Origin of the sequence: Tateyamaria sp. syn59 (assembly GCF_007995245.1) — a bacterium.
GTDB lineage: Bacteria > Pseudomonadota > Alphaproteobacteria > Rhodobacterales > Rhodobacteraceae > Tateyamaria.
Genome location: NZ_VCBA01000003.1, coordinates 231,349 through 250,431, shown reverse-complemented (window position 1 = coordinate 250,431; position 19,083 = coordinate 231,349). Strand labels below are relative to the sequence as shown.

Annotated in this window: 21 protein-coding genes; 16 read left to right on the top strand and 5 right to left on the bottom strand. The window is 64.0% G+C overall.

Annotated elements, in window-relative coordinates; all coding sequences use genetic code 11:
* The first annotated feature begins 316 nt into the window (after positions 1-316).
* The 5 genes from phnC to FD715_RS07275 all read left to right on the top strand — a co-directional run bounded on the left by phnC (position 317) and on the right by FD715_RS07275 (position 5,031).
* Positions 317-1,138, top strand: a complete 822-nt coding sequence (phnC, locus tag FD715_RS07295; protein ID WP_147107417.1) for a phosphonate ABC transporter ATP-binding protein — start codon at positions 317-319, stop codon at positions 1,136-1,138.
* Between the two features lie 56 nt (positions 1,139-1,194).
* Positions 1,195-2,100, top strand: a complete 906-nt coding sequence (gene phnD / locus FD715_RS07290; RefSeq protein WP_147107414.1) for a phosphonate ABC transporter substrate-binding protein — start codon at positions 1,195-1,197, stop codon at positions 2,098-2,100.
* Between the two features lie 122 nt (positions 2,101-2,222).
* Positions 2,223-3,101 carry a phosphonate ABC transporter, permease protein PhnE gene (gene phnE, locus FD715_RS07285; protein WP_147107411.1) on the top strand — a complete coding sequence of 293 codons (879 nt, stop codon included), beginning with the start codon at positions 2,223-2,225 and terminating at the stop codon, positions 3,099-3,101.
* Entirely contained in the window at positions 3,101-4,420 is a 1,320-nt protein-coding gene (gene phnE, locus FD715_RS07280; RefSeq protein ID WP_147107408.1) for a phosphonate ABC transporter, permease protein PhnE, read from the top strand. The genes phnE (FD715_RS07285) and phnE (FD715_RS07280) overlap by 1 nt, the downstream gene beginning before the upstream one ends.
* The gene (locus FD715_RS07275; protein ID WP_147107405.1) at positions 4,420-5,031 is read left to right on the top strand and encodes a chloramphenicol acetyltransferase; all 612 of its coding nucleotides are present in this window, start codon (positions 4,420-4,422) and stop codon (positions 5,029-5,031) included. The genes phnE (FD715_RS07280) and FD715_RS07275 overlap by 1 nt, the downstream gene beginning before the upstream one ends.
* A 49-nt stretch (positions 5,032-5,080) precedes the next feature.
* Here FD715_RS07275 and FD715_RS07270 read toward each other — a convergent pair whose 3' ends face one another.
* Positions 5,081-6,235, bottom strand: a complete 1,155-nt coding sequence (locus FD715_RS07270; protein ID WP_255450635.1) for an alpha-D-ribose 1-methylphosphonate 5-triphosphate diphosphatase — start codon at positions 6,233-6,235, stop codon at positions 5,081-5,083.
* 114 nt (positions 6,236-6,349) lie between these two features.
* Entirely contained in the window at positions 6,350-7,063 is a 714-nt protein-coding gene (gene phnF, locus FD715_RS07265; protein ID WP_147107400.1) for a phosphonate metabolism transcriptional regulator PhnF, read from the bottom strand.
* 118 nt (positions 7,064-7,181) lie between these two features.
* Here phnF and phnG point away from each other — a divergent pair, with 118 nt between their 5' ends.
* The 8 genes from phnG (at position 7,182) to phnN (ending at position 12,603) form a co-directional block, all read left to right on the top strand.
* Positions 7,182-7,637, top strand: coding sequence for a phosphonate C-P lyase system protein PhnG (gene phnG, locus FD715_RS07260; RefSeq protein WP_147107397.1), 456 nt, complete (start codon positions 7,182-7,184; stop codon positions 7,635-7,637).
* A complete protein-coding gene (gene phnH, locus FD715_RS07255) occupies positions 7,637-8,197 on the top strand; it encodes a phosphonate C-P lyase system protein PhnH (RefSeq protein ID WP_147107394.1) in 561 nt (186 codons plus the stop codon). Before phnG ends, phnH begins: the two co-directional genes overlap by 1 nt.
* Positions 8,197-9,285, top strand: a complete 1,089-nt coding sequence (locus tag FD715_RS07250) for a carbon-phosphorus lyase complex subunit PhnI (RefSeq protein WP_147107392.1) — start codon at positions 8,197-8,199, stop codon at positions 9,283-9,285. Before phnH ends, FD715_RS07250 begins: the two co-directional genes overlap by 1 nt.
* Before the next feature lie 67 nt (positions 9,286-9,352).
* Positions 9,353-10,222, top strand: coding sequence for an alpha-D-ribose 1-methylphosphonate 5-phosphate C-P-lyase PhnJ (locus FD715_RS07245; RefSeq protein ID WP_147107390.1), 870 nt, complete (start codon positions 9,353-9,355; stop codon positions 10,220-10,222).
* Entirely contained in the window at positions 10,219-10,557 is a 339-nt protein-coding gene (locus tag FD715_RS07240) for an NIPSNAP family protein (RefSeq protein WP_147107387.1), read from the top strand. Before FD715_RS07245 ends, FD715_RS07240 begins: the two co-directional genes overlap by 4 nt.
* Positions 10,554-11,324: a phosphonate C-P lyase system protein PhnK gene (phnK, locus tag FD715_RS07235; RefSeq protein ID WP_147107383.1), complete on the top strand. Its 771-nt coding sequence runs from the start codon at positions 10,554-10,556 to the stop codon at positions 11,322-11,324. The genes FD715_RS07240 and phnK overlap by 4 nt, the downstream gene beginning before the upstream one ends.
* 56 nt (positions 11,325-11,380) lie before the next feature.
* Positions 11,381-12,064: a phosphonate C-P lyase system protein PhnL gene (gene phnL, locus FD715_RS07230; protein ID WP_147107380.1), complete on the top strand. Its 684-nt coding sequence runs from the start codon at positions 11,381-11,383 to the stop codon at positions 12,062-12,064.
* Positions 12,061-12,603, top strand: coding sequence for a phosphonate metabolism protein/1,5-bisphosphokinase (PRPP-forming) PhnN (phnN, locus tag FD715_RS07225; RefSeq protein WP_147107376.1), 543 nt, complete (start codon positions 12,061-12,063; stop codon positions 12,601-12,603). The genes phnL and phnN overlap by 4 nt, the downstream gene beginning before the upstream one ends.
* Here phnN and FD715_RS07220 read toward each other — a convergent pair.
* Positions 12,585-13,265, bottom strand: coding sequence for a DUF1045 domain-containing protein (locus FD715_RS07220; protein WP_223274768.1), 681 nt, complete (start codon positions 13,263-13,265; stop codon positions 12,585-12,587). The genes phnN and FD715_RS07220 overlap by 19 nt on opposite strands.
* A gap of 34 nt (positions 13,266-13,299) precedes the next feature.
* Between FD715_RS07220 and FD715_RS07215 the strand changes: the two genes are divergently transcribed.
* On the top strand, positions 13,300-14,442 hold the full coding sequence (locus tag FD715_RS07215; protein WP_147107371.1) for an alpha-D-ribose 1-methylphosphonate 5-triphosphate diphosphatase: 1,143 nt from the start codon (positions 13,300-13,302) through the stop codon (positions 14,440-14,442).
* Positions 14,443-14,507: 65 nt separating this feature from the next.
* Here the strand turns inward: FD715_RS07215 and FD715_RS07210 are convergent, their stop codons facing one another.
* Together FD715_RS07210 and FD715_RS07205 are read right to left on the bottom strand one after the other, a co-directional pair.
* Positions 14,508-16,499 (bottom strand): fasciclin domain-containing protein, encoded by a 1,992-nt coding sequence (locus FD715_RS07210; RefSeq protein ID WP_147107368.1) that lies wholly within the window; start codon positions 16,497-16,499, stop codon positions 14,508-14,510.
* Between the two features lie 28 nt (positions 16,500-16,527).
* Positions 16,528-17,016, bottom strand: coding sequence for a fasciclin domain-containing protein (locus FD715_RS07205; RefSeq protein ID WP_147107355.1), 489 nt, complete (start codon positions 17,014-17,016; stop codon positions 16,528-16,530).
* A gap of 134 nt (positions 17,017-17,150) precedes the next feature.
* Between FD715_RS07205 and FD715_RS07200 the strand changes: the two genes are divergently transcribed.
* Positions 17,151-18,002 carry a DUF6502 family protein gene (locus FD715_RS07200; protein ID WP_147107352.1) on the top strand — a complete coding sequence of 284 codons (852 nt, stop codon included), beginning with the start codon at positions 17,151-17,153 and terminating at the stop codon, positions 18,000-18,002.
* Positions 18,003-18,022: 20 nt separating this feature from the next.
* Entirely contained in the window at positions 18,023-18,967 is a 945-nt protein-coding gene (locus FD715_RS07195) for a DUF5666 domain-containing protein (RefSeq protein WP_223274766.1), read from the top strand.
* Positions 18,968-19,083 lie beyond the last annotated feature (116 nt).

The following is a 19,083-nucleotide window of genomic DNA, read 5'->3' as shown; positions in this document are numbered from 1 at the left end:
TACCCTCCAATACCCAGCTCACTCCATTCGGTAGCGCCAGTTTGCGAATTGCGGCACGCGTCCGGCGTTCCCTTGGATTGACGGCATTCAACTGCTTGCCGCTTCGATGCGCTACTTTTTAGCATTCGAAAGCCAGTACGTGCGCCGCTTAAAATCGCGGCAACCCAAGCGCGAAAGCCGTGGTGAAACGCCCGAATACACGCCTTACGGGAAGGTCAGGCCTGCGGCCCACCGCAGTCACAAAATCTTCGCGAAACTGATACATTTCCGAATCCAATCCCCCCGATACCACGCGTCGTGCAAGCCGGGGGATGGAATGCTCAGGATCGAAAAGCTGACCAAGGCGTTTGGCGAAAACGTGGCCGTCGATGCCGCGAGCGTTGAGGTCGACAAACCGCAGATGATCGGGATCATCGGGCGGTCAGGTGCGGGCAAATCCACCCTGCTCAGGATGCTGAACCGGCTGACCGACCACACCTCCGGCGCGATCCATTTCGAAGGGCAGGAGATCACCGCCCTGAAAGGTGCGGCCAAGCGCGAATGGCAAAGCCAGTGCGCCATGATTTTCCAGCAGTTCAACCTGGTGCCGCGTATGGACGTGGTGTCGAACGTGCTGCACGGCACGCTCAATCGCCGCTCGACGCTGGCGACGTTGTTCAACCTCTACCCGACAGAAGACATCCACCGCGCCATCGACATCCTTGACCGTCTGGGCATTGCGGAACACGCGCCCAAACGGGCCGAGGCGCTGTCGGGCGGTCAGCAGCAGCGCGTGGCAATCGCGCGTGCGCTGATGCAGGACCCCCGGATCATTCTGGCGGACGAGCCCATCGCCTCGCTCGATCCGATGAACGCGCAGGTCGTGATGGACGCCCTGCGCCGCATCCACGAGGAAGATGGCCGGATGGTCATCGCCAACCTGCACACCCTTGATACCGCACGCCGCTATTGCGACCGGGTGATCGGGATGCGTGCCGGGCGCATCGTGTTTGACGCCACGCCAGACAAGCTGACCACATCCATGGCCCGCGAGATTTATGGCGCGGGTGCCGAGTTTTCCGAAAGCGCCACCTCGACCGAGATCGAGGCACTGGACGCCCAGGAAAAAGCCAAGATGGAGGCCGAGGCCTACGTCTGACCTTCACCCCCGATGCGAAAACGCGTCGGGGCTTTTTCGTTCCAACGGAGAGACACATGAAAACGATCATCGCTGCCGCTTTGGCAACAACAGCCCTGGTGGGCACGGCAAGCGCCGAAGGCATCACCGAATTCCGCATCGGCCTGCTGGGTGGGGAAAACGCCCAGGACCGTCTGAACTCGAACGAGTGCCTGCGCGCCTATACCGAAGAAGCGCTGGGTGTTGAGACCAAGCTGTTTGCCCCCGCCGACTATGCCGGTGTGATCCAGGGCCTCGTCGGCGGCACGCTCGACATGGCGTGGCTGGGGGCCTCCGCCTACGCAGCGACCTACCTGCAGAACCCCGACGCGGTTGAGCCGGTGCTGGTCAAGATCAACCTCGATGGCTCCTACGGCTACCATTCCATCGGCTTTGCCCGCGCCGACAGCGGCATCACCAACCTGGATGATATGGAAGGCAAGGTTTTCGGCTTTGGCGATCCCAACTCGACCTCGGGCTACCTGATCCCGTCGATCGAAGTGCCGCAGTACAAGGACGAGATCACCATGGACTCCGGCGACTACTTTGGTGAGGTTAAATTCACCGGTGGTCACGAGCAGACCATCGTTGCCGTCAACAACGGCGACATCGACGCCGGTGTGACCTGGGCCGACGGTCAGGGCGCGTGGGAAGACGGCTACAACTCGGGCGCGCTGCGCAAGGCCGTGGACGCGGGCCTCGTTGACATGAACGAACTGGTCGAGATCTGGAAATCCAAGCCGATCCCCGAAGGCCCCATCGTTCTGCGCAAGGATCTGCCCGAGGACGTGAAGGCCACGATGACCGCGCTGGTCGACAACATGTTCGATACCGACAAGGATTGCACATACAACATCTCGGCCGGTGAAAGCCTGGGCTTCGACCCGATCACGCACGAGGCATATGTCTCCGTGATCGAAGCACGCAAAGCCAAGTCCAACTGATTTAAGTGCGCTTCTGCCGGGTCCCCAGCTTCTGGGGGCCCGGTAATTCAATGGTTAATACACTCTAAAGTTGTTTCGCGCGCGAAACACTCTCCTGATTTCAGGAATACCAAGGGGCAGGCATGGCCGACACAACAGCGGGCGCTCGCGATCTGGGCGGCATCCACGACGAATACATGGCGCTGACGCGGCAGAAGCGTCTCTATTCCCTTGTTCTGCTAATTATTTTCATCGCCCTCATGGTCGCCGGATTTTCCGTCGCGGGCGAGCGCAATGCCGGGTCGTTCTGGGGCGGGATCGACAACTTCTTTGACTACCCGTCCGAGTTGGTCATCGAGGCCAGCGGCAAACTGGCGGAGTTTCCCGGCCATTTCGTGACCTTCTTTCCGGCCCTGATCGAGACGGTGAACATCGCTGCCGCTGCCACGCTGCTGGGCGCGCTGGCGGCCATCTTCCTGTCGCTTTTGTCCACGCGCGGCATGGCGCGCTTTCCCGTTCTCATCCCGGTCTTTCGCCGCATCATGGACATCGCCCGCGCCATCCCCGAGATCGTGGTGGCGCTGGTCCTGATCTTCATCCTCGGCGGCGGGCCGGTGCCCGCGATGATCGCCATTGCGCTCCATACGGCAGGCGCTCTGGGCAAACTCTTTTCCGAAGTGAACGAAAACGCGGACCTGAAGCCGCTCGACGGGCTCTCTTCCGTGGGCGCGACATGGGGCCAGAAGATGGCCCTGGGCGTGGTGCCGCAAGTGGCCCCCAACTGGCTGAGCTACGCGCTCTTGCGGTTCGAGATCAACGTGCGCGCGTCCGCCATCCTGGGCTTCGTGGGCGCAGGCGGGCTTGGCTACGAGCTGAAGAACGCGATCAGCTGGGGCCAGGGCCGCTATGACGAGGCGGCGGCGATCTTCCTGCTGCTGTTTCTGACCATCGTGGTGATCGACCAGACCTCAAGCCACTACCGTGACCGCCTGACCCACGGGTCCAAATCGGAGCGCCGCTGATGACCATGCTTGATACCGCCGACCTGAAAGGGTCCGCCGACCGCGTGATGGCGCGCAAGCGGCTGGTGAGCTTCGGCCTGCCCGCGCTGGTGTTGGCCTATCTGGTGTACGTCTTCTTTGCTTTTGGCGTGCCCGAACTGATCCAGAAGGCGAGCGGCGCCAACGCCCGCGCGCTGGTGGCCGACACCTACAGCCACAAGGTCCACGTGACCCGCGACAACCGGTCGGGCGACGTGCGCGTCGCCATCGAGGGCGAGAACAAGGGTGCTTACCCGGACGGTGAGGCGCCGGAGTGGGTGGCCCTTGGTGAAGAGACCGTCATTGATCTGGGCGATGGCCACATCATCACCTACCTGCCCGAGAACAACGGCGTGACCTATGACGTGCCGGGCTACGGGCTGATGACGTTCGAGGTCTCCCGGTCGCAGGGTGTCATTCAGACCTACCCCACGGACGAACTGCCAGACTGGATCAGCGCCTCGAAGAACCGCGTGGCGGTCACGACCGAGGCAGGCCGCCTGTCGGTCACCCGCAACCGGACGGAAGTGTTTCGGTACTTTGTCGGGTGGGAGCTGTTCTTTTTCACCCTCGACAGCCCCTATTACGGGATGGGCTTTGGCGAGGTGGTCAGCCGTGCCGTCAGCGGTGAAGCGGGTGCCATCGCAAGCGACTTCTGGAACAACAACATGTGGCGGCATGGCGATGTCGCCTGGGCCATTTTCGAAACGATCCTGATGGCGTTCCTGGGCACGATGGGCGCTGCCGTTCTGGCCTTGCCACTGGCCTTTCTGGCGGCGCGGAACTTTGCCCCGCTGGTGGCGGTGCGCATGGCGACGCGGCGGCTCTTTGACTTTATCCGCGGGGTCGACGCGCTGATCTGGACCATCATCCTGAGCCGCGCCTTTGGCCTTGGCCCGCTCACCGGTGCGCTGGCGATCCTGATCACGGACACCGGCACCTTTGGCAAGCTGTTCTCGGAAGCGCTGGAAAACGTCGACAAGAAGCAAATCGAAGGCGTGCAATCGACCGGCGCGAAGCCGATCCAGCGCTACCGCTTTGGCGTCATCCCGCAGATCACGCCTGTGCTGATCAGCCAGATCCTGTACTTCCTGGAATCAAACACCCGATCCGCCACCGTCATCGGGGCCATCACCGGGGGTGGCATTGGCCTGCTGCTCACGCAGGCGATCATCACCCAGAAGGATTGGGAAGAGGTCAGCTACTACATCATGCTGATCATCGTGATGGTGGTGTTCATGGACTGGGTGTCGGGTATGCTGCGCCGCAAGTTGATCAAGGGTGACGAAGGCGGCCACTGATGCCAAGACTGACGGACGCGCCGTTTCTGCACGACGATGTGGATGCGGTGAACACAACGCTCGGGACCTATACCGAGATCGGCAAGGGTACGCGCCTCGCCCAGGTGGAGATGGGCGATTACAGCTATTGCGACCGCTATTGTGACCTTGCGAATGTGACCGTCGGCAAGTTCGCAAACATCGCGAGCTTTGTCCGCATCGGCGCCACCGATCATCCGCTCGAACGCGCGTCGCTGCACCATTTCATGTATCGCTCGGCCAGTTACTGGGACGATGCGGAGGATGATGCGGACTGGTTCGCCAAGCGCCGGACACGGCGGGCATCTATCGGCCATGACACTTGGATCGGGCACAATGCGCAGATCAAGCCGGAGGTGACGGTGGGCCACGGCGCTGTTGTCGCCTCGGGCGCCATCGTGACCAAGGATGTGGCCCCCTACACCATCGTTGGCGGGGTGACGGCGACGAAGATCCGGGACCGCTATGCGCCCGGGGTGGCGGACCGGATGATGGCGCTGGCCTGGTGGGATTGGGACAATGCCACCTTGCGCGCGCGGCTGGATGACTTTCGCGCTCTAAACGCAGAGGCGTTTCTTGAAAAATACGCGTGACGGTGGCGCACCATGGGTGCGCCTTACGTAAGGCGGATCCTGAACCGCCCTATTCGGCGGCCACTGACAACCGCGCCGGTGCGTCGCTGACACGGGCGGCCACCTCTCCGCACAGATGGGTCCAGCGGCCGCCTGCCATGGTCGCCTCGATCTGGCGGGTGTCGGCGTTGATGATGGTCAGATCGGCGCGTTTGCCGGTGTCCAGCGTGCCGCGGTCAGCGAGGCCCATGATGGCCGCCGGGCGGGTAGAGATCATCTCCCACGCCTTGGCGAAGGTCAGGACGCCATTGTCCGCCAGCTTGAACGCGGCCTGGGACAGGGCGGGGTAGTAGTAGTCCGACACCAGCGCGTCGCAGGCCCCTTCGGCAACGAGAACGGAGGCCGCGATGTTGCCCGACTGACTGCCGCCTCGCACCACGTTGGGCGCGCCCATCAGGATCGGGTCGCCCCATGTGCGCGCGACCAGTGCGGCCTTCATCGAGGTCGGGAATTCGCAGATCTTGGCCCCGATCATTGAATAATGTTCGCGCGTCGCGGCATCGTGGTCGTCGTGGCTGCCATAAGTGACGCCCATCCGGTCGAAAGCGGCGGCGAGGTCGCACAGGTAGCGCGGCACGTCCTTGTCCTGTGCTTGGGCGGCATGCACGAGAGCCATATGCGCCTCGGCCGTGCGCCCGGATTTGCGCGCCCAATAGACGATCTCTTCGGGTTTGGTGCGGGCGAGGTCGAGGGCTTCGTCCAGGTGGTTGTTGAAGATCACGTAGTCGATGTCGTGGTCACGGATGGCCGCGATCAGCCGGTCTTTCTGATCGACGGTATGCGTTTCGCACCGGATCTGGATGCGCAGGTCGGTCTGCATCCAGGGGCGGTAGGCGGCGTGGGCCGCGAGGAACCCTTCTGCATAGTCGGGGCCGCGATGCCCGCCCTCCCAACTCCAGCTTTGGGCCATCCAGGCCGTCGTGACACCGTTGGCGGCAGCGTCACGGTCGGTGCCGATGAGGCCCGTCTCAAACGGGAACGGGGCGGAGGGGCGCGGGGCCATGTGGTGTTCGAAGGCGTCGCCGTGCAGGTCGATGATGCCGGGCAAGACAAGGTAGCCCGTGAGGTCAAGCTGGGGTTGGGCGGCGTCCACCACCTGCCCCTCGGCCACGCAAAGCGGGGCGTCCAACAGCGTTCCGTCGCGCAGGATACGGGCGCCGGTCATGCAAAAGGCGGGAAAGGGTCGGGGCATCTGTAGGCTCGATCAGGGTACAATGCGAAACGTGTTTCCCGTGATAGTAGCCTGTGGATATGTCAGCGCGGTGACGTCACAAATCTTTCACATGTCCTCGGCCAGCGTGAGGGTGACCCGGTCGCCCGCGAACCACGTGCGGCCCAATTCGATGGGCCGCCCTGTGGTGTCGATGTTGAGGCTGTCGCTGCGCAGGATCGGGGCGCCCTCGGCGATGCGCAGGTGCAGGGCCTGGGTCGCCGTTGCCGATTTGGCCGTCAGGCGCGTCCAGGCGCGGGTGTAGTCGGTGACGCCCCCGGTTTGCAGGGCTGCCGTGACGGAACCGGATTGGGCGAGCGCATCCGGCAGGTCTGGGAAGGGTGCGGCGGGAAAGACCGAGCGGAAGAGCGCGATGGGCTGGTCGTCGGCGAGGCTGAGGCCCTCGTAGGTGTGGACTTGGTCATCTGCGCCGAGGCCCAGTGCCTCGCGTTCCTTGCTGTTGGCGAGGCGGGTTGTGACCGACAGCACCTCCTTGGCCGGGATGCGACCGGCGGCACGCAGGTTCTGGTGGAAGCGCACCCGCTTGCCGATGGGATAGTCGGTGGGCGTTTGCGCAACAAACGCCCCTGCCCCGCGTCTTGTGTGGACCGTGCCCGCTTCGACCAGCGCCGACAGGGCGTGCCGCACCGTGTGCCGGTTCACGCCGAAGCGGGACGCCATCTGCGCCTCCGTCGGGAGTTTGTCGCCGGGGCGGTAGGCGCCATCCGCGATCTCGGACGACAGGGTGGCGGCGATGGATTTCCAGATGGGTGTGCGTGGCACGGGCGGCCCCCTTTTCGTGTCACGAAACTTTCACAACAAGCCGATGGACCATACGGGCCGACTCACCTATGATTTGTCTAGTTGTATAGTGATCTCGACAACTTCGCAAGGTGTATAGATGGACGGATCAGGCGACCCGAATGCAGCCCGCAAGGCGTGGCTGTCGGTGCTGGCCAAGGCGCAGGCGGCGGATGTCGCAGCGCTCTGGGCCGAGGCGGGATATGCGCCGGACCACGAGGTGCTGCGCGCGCCGGAGATTGGTGCCGTGATGGTGCGCGGGCGCGCGGGGGCCGTGGGTGCGCCGTTCAATCTGGGTGAGATGACGGTGACACGCTGTTCTGTGCGCCTGGCCTCGGGTGAGGTTGGGCATGGGTATGTGCAGGGGCGCGGCAAGGATCATGCGATGCAGGCGGCGTTGACCGATGCGTTGATGCAGACGGCGGATGCGGTTGCCGTTGAGAACGCGATTGTTACCCCATTGCGGAACGCCGCCGAAGCGCGCCGCACGACCCGCGCGGCCAAGGCGGCGGCGACGAAGGTCGATTTCTTTACCATGGTGCGGGGAGAGGATTGATGGATCACGCCAGCCTTTCGGGTGGTTTTACGGACCCACCGCAACAAAGCGCCGTTGCCTTTCGTGGCATCATGCAAGCCATGGCCCGGCCTGGCACCATTTGCGACGTGGCGGGGGCCGTGGCACCTGTGCCCCTGTCGGTGGCGGCGGGCACTGCTTTGCTGACGCTTTGTGACCCGGATACCGGCGTGCACCTTGCCGGGGCCTGCGACACGCAAGCCGTGCGCGATTGGATTACGTTCCAGACCGGCGCGCCGCTTGTGGCGGCTGAAGACGCTGATTTCGTGGTCGGAGACTGGAATGACATCGACCTGTCTGTGCTGCGGATCGGAACGCCGGAATACCCGGACCGCTCTGCCACCGTGATCGTCGAGATGTTGGAGTTGCGGGCAGAGGGTGCGACGCTGACCGGGCCGGGGATCAAGGAGCGCGCGGTGCTCGACCTGCCGGATGTGGCCGCATTCCAGCGCAATGCGACGCTGTTCCCGTTGGGTCTGGATTTCATGTTCACGTGCGGGGCGCAGATGGCCGCCCTGCCCCGCAGCACGAAGGTGATCTGATGTATGTCGCGGTAAAAGGGGGCGAGAAGGCGATTGACGCCGCCCATGCGTGGTTGGCCGAGGAACGGCGCGGGCCGGAGGACGTGGCCGAACTGTCGGTGGACCAGATCAAGGGGCAGTTGAAGCTGGCTGTGAACCGGGTGATGGCGGAGGGGTCGCTCTATGACCCGGACCTTGCGGCGTTGGCGATCAAGCAGGCGCGGGGGGATCTGATCGAGGCGATCTTTCTGATCCGGGCTTACCGTACCACCCTGCCCCGGTTTGGGGGCTCGGAACCTGTGGACACCGAGGCGATGGCCTGTGACCGCCGCGTGTCGGCCACGTTCAAGGACGCGCCGGGTGGGCAGGTACTGGGGCCGACATTCGACTACACGCACCGGCTTTTGGATTTCAAACTGGCCGCCGACGGCGAGGTGCCGAGCGCACCGGAGCGGGCAGAAGCGCCCGAAACCAAGCCGCACATCATGTCATTCCTTGACCGCGAGGACCTGATCCAACCGGAGCCAGAGGGGGCGGAGACGCCGCCGGACCTGACGCGGGAGCCGTTGGAATTGCCCGCCGCGCGCCCGCTGCGCCTGCAATCGCTGACGCGGGGGGATGAGGGGTTCATCCTTGGCATGGCCTATTCCACCCAGCGCGGATACGCCCGAAACCATGCTTTTGTCGCCGAGTTGCGCATCGGTGCGTGCGCGGTCGAGATGGGCATTCCAGAGCTGGGCTTTGCCATTGAGCTGGGCGAAGTCGAGCTGACCGAGTGCGAGACGGTGAACCAGTTTCAGGGGTCCAAGACCGAACCGCCGCAGTTTACGCGGGGCTATGGCCTCGTGTTCGGGATGTGCGAGCGCAAGGCGATTTCCATGGCGCTGGTGGACCGTGCCTTGCGGTGGAAGGAGTTGGGTGAGGACAACGTGGGCGCACCGGCGCAGGACGAGGAATTCGTGCTGTATCATGCGGACAACATCCAGGCGACGGGGTTTCTGGAGCACATCAAGCTACCGCATTACGTGGATTTCCAGTCCGAGCTGGAGCTGATCCGCAAGCTGCGGCGTGAGGCGATGGGGCAAGTGCGGCAGGAGGCGGCGGAATGAACGCTCTTCACGCCTTGGCAGGCGATCATCGCGACGAAGGGCCGACAGACCTGAGGAGCGTTGAGCGATGACGGACTACAACTTTGCTTATCTGGACGAACAAACCAAGCGAATGATCCGACGTGCGATCCTCAAAGGATTGGCTATTCCGGGGTATCAGGTGCCATTTGCCAGTCGCGAGATGCCGATGCCTTATGGCTGGGGCACGGGTGGCGTGCAGGTGTCGGCGGCCGTCATGACTGCAAGCGACGTGTTCAAGGTGATTGATCAGGGCGCCGATGACACGACCAACGCCGTTTCTATCCGCCGCTTTTTCGAGCGCACGGCGGGAGTGGAGACAACTGAAGCCACCAGCGATGCCACGGTGATCCAGACCCGCCACCGCATTCCCGAGGAACCGCTGACTGACGATCAGATCCTTGTCTACCAGGTTCCGATCCCGGAGCCCTTGCGCTTTCTCGAACCGTCGGAGGTGGAGACCCGCAAGATGCATGCGCTTGAGGAATACGGGTTGATGCATGTGAAGCTCTATGAGGACATCAGCGCGCATGGGGCGATTGCCACCGCCTATGCCTATCCGGTGGAGGTTGAGGGGCGCTATGTGATGGATCCCTCGCCCATTCCGAAATTCGACAATCCGAAGCTGAGCATGGCGGCCATTCAGCTTTTTGGGGCGGGGCGTGAGCAGCGGATTTACGCGCTGCCGCCCTATACGCGGGTCGTGAGCCTCGGCTTTGACGATTATCCGTTCGAAGCTTCGAAGGCCGAGCATGCCTGCGCGCTGTGCGGGGCGACGGACAGCTATCTGGATGAGCTGATCGTGGATGACGCAGGCACGCGCATGTTCATGTGTTCCGACACCGATTACTGCCAGTCCCGCCGGGCCGCCGGGCATGTCGGTGCGCAAGGAACCCCATTCAAGGAGGACGCAGCATGATCAACCAGCTGCGCATATACGAGGTGCCGCCGGGCAATCGCAGGCCGTTTCTGGATCGCTTTCGCGATCATGCGGCCCGGTTGATGGCCGACCATGGCTTTCGCATTCAGGCGATGTGGACGGATGAGCGTGAGGGCCGCGTGCGCTTTGTCTATCTGCTGGCGTGGGAAGACGAGGCCGAGATGGGCGACAAGTGGGCCAGCTTCATGGCCGATGAAGAGTGGAAGCGGATCAAGGCCGAGACATCGGCCCAGCATGGGGATTTCGTGTTGGGGATCGAGGAGATGGTGTTGCTTCCCACCGACTTCAGTGCCGCGATCGGAGAGGCCACATGAGTCCGCTGTTGCAAGTTGATGGGCTGTCGAAGTTCTACGGGCAGAGGATCGGCTGCGCCGAGGTGAGCTTTGACCTTTATCCCGGTGAGGTGATGGGCATCGTGGGCGAGAGCGGGTCGGGCAAATCCACCTTGCTGAACTGCATGGCCGGGCACCTGCCGCCCGATGCGGGCCGCGTGATGTTCGACACCCGTGCTGACGGCATGCGCGACACAGTGACCATGAGCGAGCCGGAGCGGCGGATGCTGGGGCGGACTGACTGGGCCTTTGTCCACCAGCATGCGCGCGACGGGCTCCGCATGAATGTGAGCGCGGGCGGCAATGTGGGCGAGCGGTTGATGGCCGTGGGGGCGCGGCACTACGGCGATATCCGGGCGCAGGCTATTGACTGGCTGGGGCGGGTCGAGATCGCGGAGGACCGGATCGACGACCGGCCTCGGCAATTCTCCGGTGGGATGCAGCAGCGCCTGCAGATCGCGCGCAACCTCGTGACCGGGCCGCGGCTTGTGTTCATGGATGAGCCCACCGGCGGGCTGGATGTGTCGGTGCAGGCGCGGCTTTTGGACTTGCTGCGCGGGCTGGTGCGGGAGATGGGACTGAGTGCGATCATCGTGACACATGACCTCGCCGTCGTCCGGTTGCTGGCAGATCGGTTGATGGTGATGAAAGATGGGCATGTGGTCGAAACGGGCCTGACCGATCAGGTGCTGGATGATCCGCAGCACGCTTATTCTCAGTTGTTGGTGTCGAGTGTGTTGCAGGTGTGAGACCCGGGGCTCTGCCCCGGACCCCGTCGTATTTTTAGTCAGAAGAAGATCTGGGCATGATTGACGTCAGTGGAGTTGCGAAATCCTTTGTTCTGCACAATCAGGGCAGTGCGATGATCCCCGTGATGCAGGGGGCTGCGCTGGCTGTGGCGCCAGGCGAGTGTGTGGCCCTTGTGGGGGCGTCGGGGGCGGGTAAGTCGACGCTGATGCGCATGATCTACGGCAACTACACCGCGCAGGCGGGGCGGATCATGGTGGGGGATGTTGATGTGGCAACGGCCCCGCCGCGCGACGTACTGGCCCTGCGGCGCGAGACGCTGGGTTATGTCAGCCAGTTCCTGCGCGTGGTGCCGCGTGTGCCGACGCTGGAAGTCGTGGCGGAGCCGCTACGCGCGGTGGGTGTCGATGTCGCGCGGGCCGAGGCGCGGGCGCGGGACCTGCTGTCGATGCTCAACATACCGGAGCGGCTCTGGTCGCTGAGCCCGACGACCTTTTCGGGCGGTGAGCAGCAGCGGGTGAACATCGCGCGTGGCTTTGCCCATGATTATCCGGCGCTTCTGCTGGACGAGCCGACCGCCAGCCTTGATGCCACGAACCGGGCCGTGGTGTTGGACTTGATTGAACAAGCAAAGGCGCGCGGGGCCGCCATTGTCGGCATCTTCCATGATGAGGCGGCCCGCGCGCAGGTCTGCGACCGGGAGGTGGATGTCAGCCACTTCACACCGGAGCGGGCAGCGTGAGTGGGCGCCTGATCGCTGTTGTCGGTCCGTCGGGCGTGGGCAAGGACACCGTGATGGAGGCCATGGCCGAGGCCGAGCCGCGTCTGGGCCTGGTCCGCCGCGTGATCACGCGGCCCACCGGGGCGGGTGGCGAGGTGTTCGAGGGTGTGACCGTTCCGGCCTTTCAGGCGATGGTGCGTGAGGGCGCCTTTGCCTTGTGCTGGGCCGCGCATGGGTTGCATTACGGCATTCCGGTATCGGTAGATGCGGCGCTTGGCGGCGGTCGGGACATGCTGGCAAACCTGTCGCGCGGTGTGCTGGGGCAGGCGCGCGCGCGGTTTCCAGATCTGCGGGTCATTGCGCTGACGGCTGATGCCGAAACGCTGGCTGAACGCCTCGGCGCGCGGGGGCGCGAGACGGCAGATGATATCGCAAAGCGGCTGTCGCGCGCGGGTACCGGTCTGCCGGATGGAACTCAGGCGACGGTCATCGACAACTCCGGCGCACTGACGGACACCGTGCGCGCGGCCCTTGGGGCGCTTTATCCGGTGAGGGCGTAGCGGTGGATCTGGTGGAACATACCCGCATCATCCTCACCCAGCAGGGTCAGGCCGGTCAGCCGATAGGGCGCGAGGTCGAGCTGCGACAGCATCAGGGCAAGTGCGGCTTGGGCGCGTTCAAAGGTGGGTGTGTCGAGCTTGCCGCTGAGCGTCAGGTGGAACCGGAATTGATCGAGCACATACGGATACCCCCAGCGGACCAGATGCGCGTCCTGCGCGGGCGTGAGGCGCGCGGCCCTGCGCTTGGTCAGTTCCGCATCGGTCAGCGGGGCGCGAAACGGGTCAAGCTCTTGCACCGCGCGGGCGGCGAGCTGCGCGAGGCTGCTGGCATCTCCCTGCGGCACAAGCGCAAGGAAGCGACCCAGGCGGGCAAGGCGCAGCCCGTCGAGTGCCACCGGCGCCGTCGTTGTGCAGAAGGTGGCAAGTGCCTCCTGCAAGCCTTCGGGAGTGTGCTCGTCCGCCAACCTGAAGGGCGGTTTGATCGTGCCGTGAAAGCCGTACTTGCGCGGTGTGTCGGTCAGGGCCGCGACGTCGAGCCCGGCAATGTCGGGCTGTTCGCACGCACGCCTTTCGGCACTGTCCCAGCCCAGCCATGCGGACCCGAATTCTGCAAGCGGCGTTCCGGGTTCGGGTGTGTAATAGACAGCGTAGCGTTTGAACATATCGCGCCCCATTCCAGTTCGAGATGACAGCCACATGACACAAGACACGATCCTCGCCAACGCCCGGCTTGTTCTGCCGGACGAGGTGATCACCGGCCACGTGGTGCTGCGCGACGGTGTGATTGCCGAGATCGGGACCGGTGCGGCTGTGCCAGCGGGGGGGCTGGATTGCGGGGGCGATTATCTCGCCCCCGGTCTGATCGAGTTACACACCGACAACCTGGAGCGCCATATCTCGCCCCGGCCCAAGGTGCCCTGGCCGCACGGGCCCGCGATCCTTGCCCATGATCGGGAGTTGGCGGGCACCGGGATCACCACCGTTTTTGACGCGATGCGCGTGGGCTCGATCCCGTCAGGGCGCGCGCGCTATACCAAGTATGCGCGTGCGCTCTCCTCGGAGATGCTGGAGTTGCGGGCGCAGGGGGTGCTGAAGATAAGCCATTTCCTGCACTTGCGGGCAGAGATCTGTTCGGAGACACTGACCGAAGAGCTGGCGGAGTTCACCGCCGACGACCGCGTGGGCATCGTCAGCCTGATGGACCACACGCCCGGTCAGCGCCAGTTCCGCGACATCGAGAAGATGAAGGCCTATGTGATGGGCAAGAACAATCTGACCGAAAACGAGTTCGCGCAGCATGTGGCGAAGCTGCAGGGGCTGCAGGACCGGCTGGGCGCGAAGCACGAGGCTGCGGCGGTGGCCGAGGCCGGGCGGTTGGGCGCGGTACTGGCGAGCCACGATGACACCACAACGGAACAAGTGGGTGTGTCTGCCGCGCATGGCGTTGCGGTGGCGGAGTTTCCCACGACAGTCGAGGCGGCAGAAGCGTGCCGCGCCAACGGCATCGCCATCATCATGGGCGCGCCGAACCTGGTGCGGGGCGGGTCGCATTCCGGCAATGTGGCCGCCAGCGACCTGGCCGAACGGGATTTGCTGGACATCCTGTCGTCAGACTACGTGCCTGCTGCGCTGTTGCTGTCAGCGGTGCAACTGGGGGAGATGTGGGGCGACATGGCGCGCGGGATCGCGACGGTCACCCACACGCCCGCCCGGTCGGTCGGGTTGACAGACCGTGGGGATATTGCGGTGGGCCAACGCGCGGACCTTGTGCGTTTTGCGCGGATTGAGGGGGCGGCGGTTGCCCGAGACGTGTTCAGCCACGGCCGCCAAGTGGCGTGATCCGCCCAAAGCAAAGCGGCCGCGCATGTGGCACGGCCGCTCATTCTGTCTTGTGACGCTCAGGTTCAGAACAGGAAGTCGTCGACGCTCAGCGCATTTGCGGCGACACCTTCGAGTGTGACCGTCGCCGCACCGAAGGTGATGACGGCCCCGTCCTTGCCTGACGAGACCAGGTCCATCACATCGCGGCTGCCAAAGAAGCCACGCAATTGAATGGCATCCTCGCCCACGGTGAAGTCGGTGATGAGATCGTCACCGTCGCGCCGGCCAAAGACGAAAACGTCTTCGCCGCCGCCGCCGGTCAACTCGTCATTGGCGCGGCCACCGAACAGCTTGTCATCTCCGTCGCCGCCATCGAGCGTATCGTGGTTGCGCCCACCGAGAAGGACGTCGTTGCCGTCACCGCCATTCAGCGTGTCTTGGCCCCGGCCACCGATAATTATGTCGGAACCGTCGCCGCCAAGGCCCACGTCGTGGCCCGCGCCAAGCCCGATCAGATCATCACCACCCTTACCGAAGACAAAGTCGTCATTCCGGCCGGTGAAGATGATGGACCCGCCATCATCGTCAATGATGAAGTCCACGCGCCCCGGTCCGTTGTCGGGCAGCACATCAACTGGCAGCAGCACACCGTCGATCACATGCGCAATCCCGTTTGTCGCCTCCAGGTTGGTCAGGATGATGTTGGGATCAGGCACGTCGGGGTCATTGTCGACAAGGCTGGTGCCGTCCACGCCGATGGTCGCACCTAGAAGTGTGTCCAAAGTAGTGGAACCCAACACGTCGTCGGCATCCTGCGCGCCCGGCGACACGTGATAGAGCAGGATGTCGGTGAGCAGCGCGATGGGGTCACCGCCCGCGCTCAGCAACGTCAGCGCATCGACGATATAGGCAAAGGCCTCGCCCTCGTCCGACCCGCCAAAGCCCAGCGTCTGCGCCAGACCGACAAAGGCCGCGTCATTGGGCGCAAAGACGGTCAGGTCCGCCTCGGGATCGTCCAGCGCTCCAGCCAGACCGGCCGCCTGCACTGCGTTGAGCAGGATGTCGAAATCCGTGCCATCCGCATCAAAGACACCGCCGCTTGCCGCAACAAGGCCCGTGAGCGTCAGCTCCGGTCCCGGCTCGGGGTCGGGGGTGTTGCCGGGGATGTCCAGCGGCAACAGAACCCGGTCGATGGCCTGGATGGTGCCGTTGGTCGCTGCGATATCCGGAATGACGATATTCGGATTGTCGATGTCCGGCTCTGCGTCGATCAGCTCTGTCCCGTCCGTCCCGAAGGACGCGCCGGACAGGAGCGTATCGACGCTGCCCGCTGCTGCAATATCGTCAGCGGACAACGCACCGGCGGACACGTGATACAAAAGAATGTCCGTGAGCAGTGGGATTGGATCACCATCCGGTGCCAGTGCGGTGAGGGCATCTGCGATTGCGCCGAAGACGGCGTTCTCGTCCGACGTATCGCCGGTAAAGCCCAGATCGACAGCCAATTGGGTAAAGGCCGCGTCTGTTGGGGCAAAAACGGTGATGTCATTGAGGTTCTGGACAGTTTCGACAAGGCCCGCAGCCGTCAGCGCCTGCACCAGAATGTTGAAATCATCCGATCCAGCGGCAATGGCAACGATGTTTTGCGTTGTCGCCCCGGCCCCAAGATCGGCGTAGGGGACGTGCAGCACGTTCTGCACGGCTGTTACTGTCAACTGGGTGCCCGCCGGTGGCACGGCGCCACGATAGGTGAAGAAGTCGGTGTGGTTGTGTTCCTGTTCAAGCTCGACAAGCACGTAGTCGATGCCGTCAGACCCTTTGACGTGAAACACACGTTCTGCATAAAGCCGTGCGCCCGTCCCCACATCCTCTCCACCCGAGAGGATCGAGGCATGTTGGCCGCTGCGATCAAGCGACAGATCGTGAAAATCACCGCTCAGGTTGGTGTCATCGTCAATCACTTCGAATTCAAGTGTCGCGACATCGGGCTGGGTGAAAGTGGACCCGTGACCCAGGTTGCCCTGGATCAGGTCGCTTTCAGCAAAACCGGTGAAGTTAAATGTCGTGGCTGGCACGGTTCAGTCTCCTTCCGGATTGGCGTGTTTAAGGAATGAGGACCTTGTCGATCACGTGGATCACGCCATTCGAGGCCAGGATGTCGGCCTGGATCACGTTGGACTGTTCGACCTTCACGCCGTTGCGCCCGTCGATGTGGACATTGGCACCATTGACCGTCGCAACGCTCAGGCGCTGACCGGCCAGATCAGAGGACAGCGTTTGGCCCGGCAGCACGTGGTAGGTCAGGATGGCAACCAGCTGGTCCTTGTTCTCGGGCTTGAGCAGGTTTTCAACCGTGCCTGCGGGCAGGGCTGCAAAAGCGTCGTCCGTGGGGGCAAAGACGGTGAAGGGGCCGGGGCTTTTCAGCGTGTCGACCAGATCGGCGGCCTGCACGGCGGCGACCAGCGTGTTGAAGGAGCCAGCCGCGATGGCGGTGTCGACGATGTCGGGCTGCGTGTTCATCTCGGCGCAGGCGCCAAGGGTGGCAAGGGCCGCGCCGATGGCGGTCATTTTCATAAAGGAACGGCGTTTCATGGTTGATCTCCTCGTGGTGGCGCGGGGCCTGTCATATATGTGGGAATATTTCCCACGGACGACGAAGTGACGCAGCCCGCGAAGATTTCAAGGATTTGCGTGGAAAATTTTTCCACGCGCGATATTCTCGGGTAATGGCAACAAGCGACCAAACCAGTGCATCCGACGCATTTATGCGTGTTCTCAAGGGCTTACTCCGCCCTCTGGTGCGCACGATGATTGCGCGCGGGCTGACGGCGCCGGTGGTCTATGGCCTGCTCAAACGGGTGTATGTCGAGGTTGCAGAGGACTCATTTCGCCTTGATGACAAACCTTTGACCGACAGCCGCATCGCGCTGCTGACCGGTGTGCATCGCAAGGACATCCGCACGATCAGGGCCGAAGGACCGGATGAAACGGGCCCGTCGCGCCGCAAAAGTGCGCTGCTGGCCACGGTCATTGGCCAATGGATGTCGGCGCCCGACTTCGTCACCGATGGTGCCCCCCGCCTGCTGCCCCGGCAGGCCGAGGGCAGTGCAGATTTCGAAACACTGGTCCGATCGGTCAACCGCGACGTCCGGCCCCGCACCGTCCTGGACGAGTTGATGAACGCGGGTCTGGTCAGCGAAACGGCGGATGGCCTGCTGGAATTGCAGACCGAGGCGGTGGTCGGCACCGGGTCGGCCCGCGACAAGGAGGCGTTCTTTGCCGCCAATGTCGGAGACCACCTGGCCGCGGCCACCGAAAACCTGCTGGCCGATGATCCCCCGTTTTTCGAACGCGCGGTGTTCTACAACCAGTTGCCGCCCGAAGCCGTTGACGCGATAGAGGCCGCGGCACGGGCCAAGGCGCAGGAGCTGCTTGAGGATCTCAACCGTCAGTCGAGCGCCCTGCACCGCGCAGCGCAGGATGCAGAGGGGCCTCGACAACGCTTCCGGCTGGGCATTTACTTTTACAAGGAAGACGCCGCACCTGCGGACACAGACGAGAAGGCCCAAGACCGGTGACACAGCTGACCAGACGGCACATGCTTGGGCTTGTGGGGGGCACAGCATTGAGCGCCTGTGCGCCAGCCATTCCATCGGCACAACTGGGCGATGACCCGTTCGAGGGCGGCATTGGCGGCACCGGCATTGTAGGTCTGATGACGGCCCGCGGCAGTGTTCTGATCAACGGACTGCGGGTCGAGGTGACCTCATCCACCCGCGTCTTTGCCGCCAACCGGCGCGCCAGCGACAGCCTGCTGGTGCCAGGGCGTACGCTGACCCTGTTCGCCCGCACGCGCCTGGGTCGGTTCGAAGCGCAGCGGATCGACATCGACGATCCGCTGACGGGCCTCCTGCTGCGGCAGGGCAGCGGCTTTGCCGTCAACAGCACGCCGGTGCAGGGAATTGCGGGGCTGGCCGAACAGGCCGGCAACCGCGTCACCGTAGGAGGCCTCTGGCAGGCGGACGGCACGGTGCAGGCGAGCCTGCTGCAAGCCGCGCCCGAGGGCGATGACATCGTGTCCGGCGTCCTCGAAGGGTCGGCCGACGACGGTTGGCGCATCGGCCAGACACCGCTGGCCCCACGGCGCGGTCAAAGCCTGATCGGAGGCCAGTTCGTCGTGGCACGCGGCACATTTACCCATGGACGCCTGCAGGTCGCTTCCTTGCGTTTTGGCCGGTTCAGGCAGGGCGGGGACACGCTCCGGCAATTGTCAGTCGAGGGGTATCTGGAACAGGTCGCCACCGCCCCCGGCTTCCGCCTTGCCGGTCTGGGCCACAGCTTTGACCAGCGCCTGCAACTGGGCGCCTTCGCCGACAGCCGCGCGGTCTACTTTGGCCCCTACACGGGCCGTTTCGTGGCCCGCCGCGCCGTGCTGCTGCCCGAAGCGCAGAGCCGGCGCGCAACGCTCCTACAGCCCGCCGAAGGCAAAAGCAGCGCCGATTTCCTGTCGGGCGACACCGCCCGCACGGTGCCAACGCGCTAGGGCCAGACGCGCCGAAACGTGCTGGCGGGACGACCCGGTTTCGGCAAGAGCCCGCACACCCGCAGCGTTCGTCGCTCGTCAGGTCGCAAGGCCCTGCCGGGCCTCCAGCGCGATGC

What these genes read in the sequence shown, in the direction of transcription:
- phnC (WP_147107417.1), top strand. Translation starts at nt 317, where the DNA reads ATGCTCAGGATCGAAAAGCTGACCAAGGCGTTTGGCGAAAACGTGGCC.
- phnD (WP_147107414.1), top strand. Translation starts at nt 1,195, where the DNA reads ATGAAAACGATCATCGCTGCCGCTTTGGCAACAACAGCCCTGGTGGGC.
- phnE (WP_147107411.1), top strand. Translation starts at nt 2,223, where the DNA reads ATGGCCGACACAACAGCGGGCGCTCGCGATCTGGGCGGCATCCACGAC.
- phnE (WP_147107408.1), top strand. Translation starts at nt 3,101, where the DNA reads ATGACCATGCTTGATACCGCCGACCTGAAAGGGTCCGCCGACCGCGTG.
- FD715_RS07275 (WP_147107405.1), top strand. Translation starts at nt 4,420, where the DNA reads ATGCCAAGACTGACGGACGCGCCGTTTCTGCACGACGATGTGGATGCG.
- FD715_RS07270 (WP_255450635.1), bottom strand. Translation starts at nt 6,235, where the DNA reads ATGACCGGCGCCCGTATCCTGCGCGACGGAACGCTGTTGGACGCCCCG.
- phnG (WP_147107397.1), top strand. Translation starts at nt 7,182, where the DNA reads ATGGACGGATCAGGCGACCCGAATGCAGCCCGCAAGGCGTGGCTGTCG.
- phnH (WP_147107394.1), top strand. Translation starts at nt 7,637, where the DNA reads ATGGATCACGCCAGCCTTTCGGGTGGTTTTACGGACCCACCGCAACAA.
- FD715_RS07250 (WP_147107392.1), top strand. Translation starts at nt 8,197, where the DNA reads ATGTATGTCGCGGTAAAAGGGGGCGAGAAGGCGATTGACGCCGCCCAT.
- FD715_RS07245 (WP_147107390.1), top strand. Translation starts at nt 9,353, where the DNA reads ATGACGGACTACAACTTTGCTTATCTGGACGAACAAACCAAGCGAATG.
- FD715_RS07240 (WP_147107387.1), top strand. Translation starts at nt 10,219, where the DNA reads ATGATCAACCAGCTGCGCATATACGAGGTGCCGCCGGGCAATCGCAGG.
- phnK (WP_147107383.1), top strand. Translation starts at nt 10,554, where the DNA reads ATGAGTCCGCTGTTGCAAGTTGATGGGCTGTCGAAGTTCTACGGGCAG.
- phnL (WP_147107380.1), top strand. Translation starts at nt 11,381, where the DNA reads ATGATTGACGTCAGTGGAGTTGCGAAATCCTTTGTTCTGCACAATCAG.
- FD715_RS07220 (WP_223274768.1), bottom strand. Translation starts at nt 13,265, where the DNA reads ATGTTCAAACGCTACGCTGTCTATTACACACCCGAACCCGGAACGCCG.
- FD715_RS07215 (WP_147107371.1), top strand. Translation starts at nt 13,300, where the DNA reads ATGACACAAGACACGATCCTCGCCAACGCCCGGCTTGTTCTGCCGGAC.
- FD715_RS07205 (WP_147107355.1), bottom strand. Translation starts at nt 17,016, where the DNA reads ATGAAACGCCGTTCCTTTATGAAAATGACCGCCATCGGCGCGGCCCTT.
- FD715_RS07200 (WP_147107352.1), top strand. Translation starts at nt 17,151, where the DNA reads ATGGCAACAAGCGACCAAACCAGTGCATCCGACGCATTTATGCGTGTT.
- FD715_RS07195 (WP_223274766.1), top strand. Translation starts at nt 18,023, where the DNA reads ATGCTTGGGCTTGTGGGGGGCACAGCATTGAGCGCCTGTGCGCCAGCC.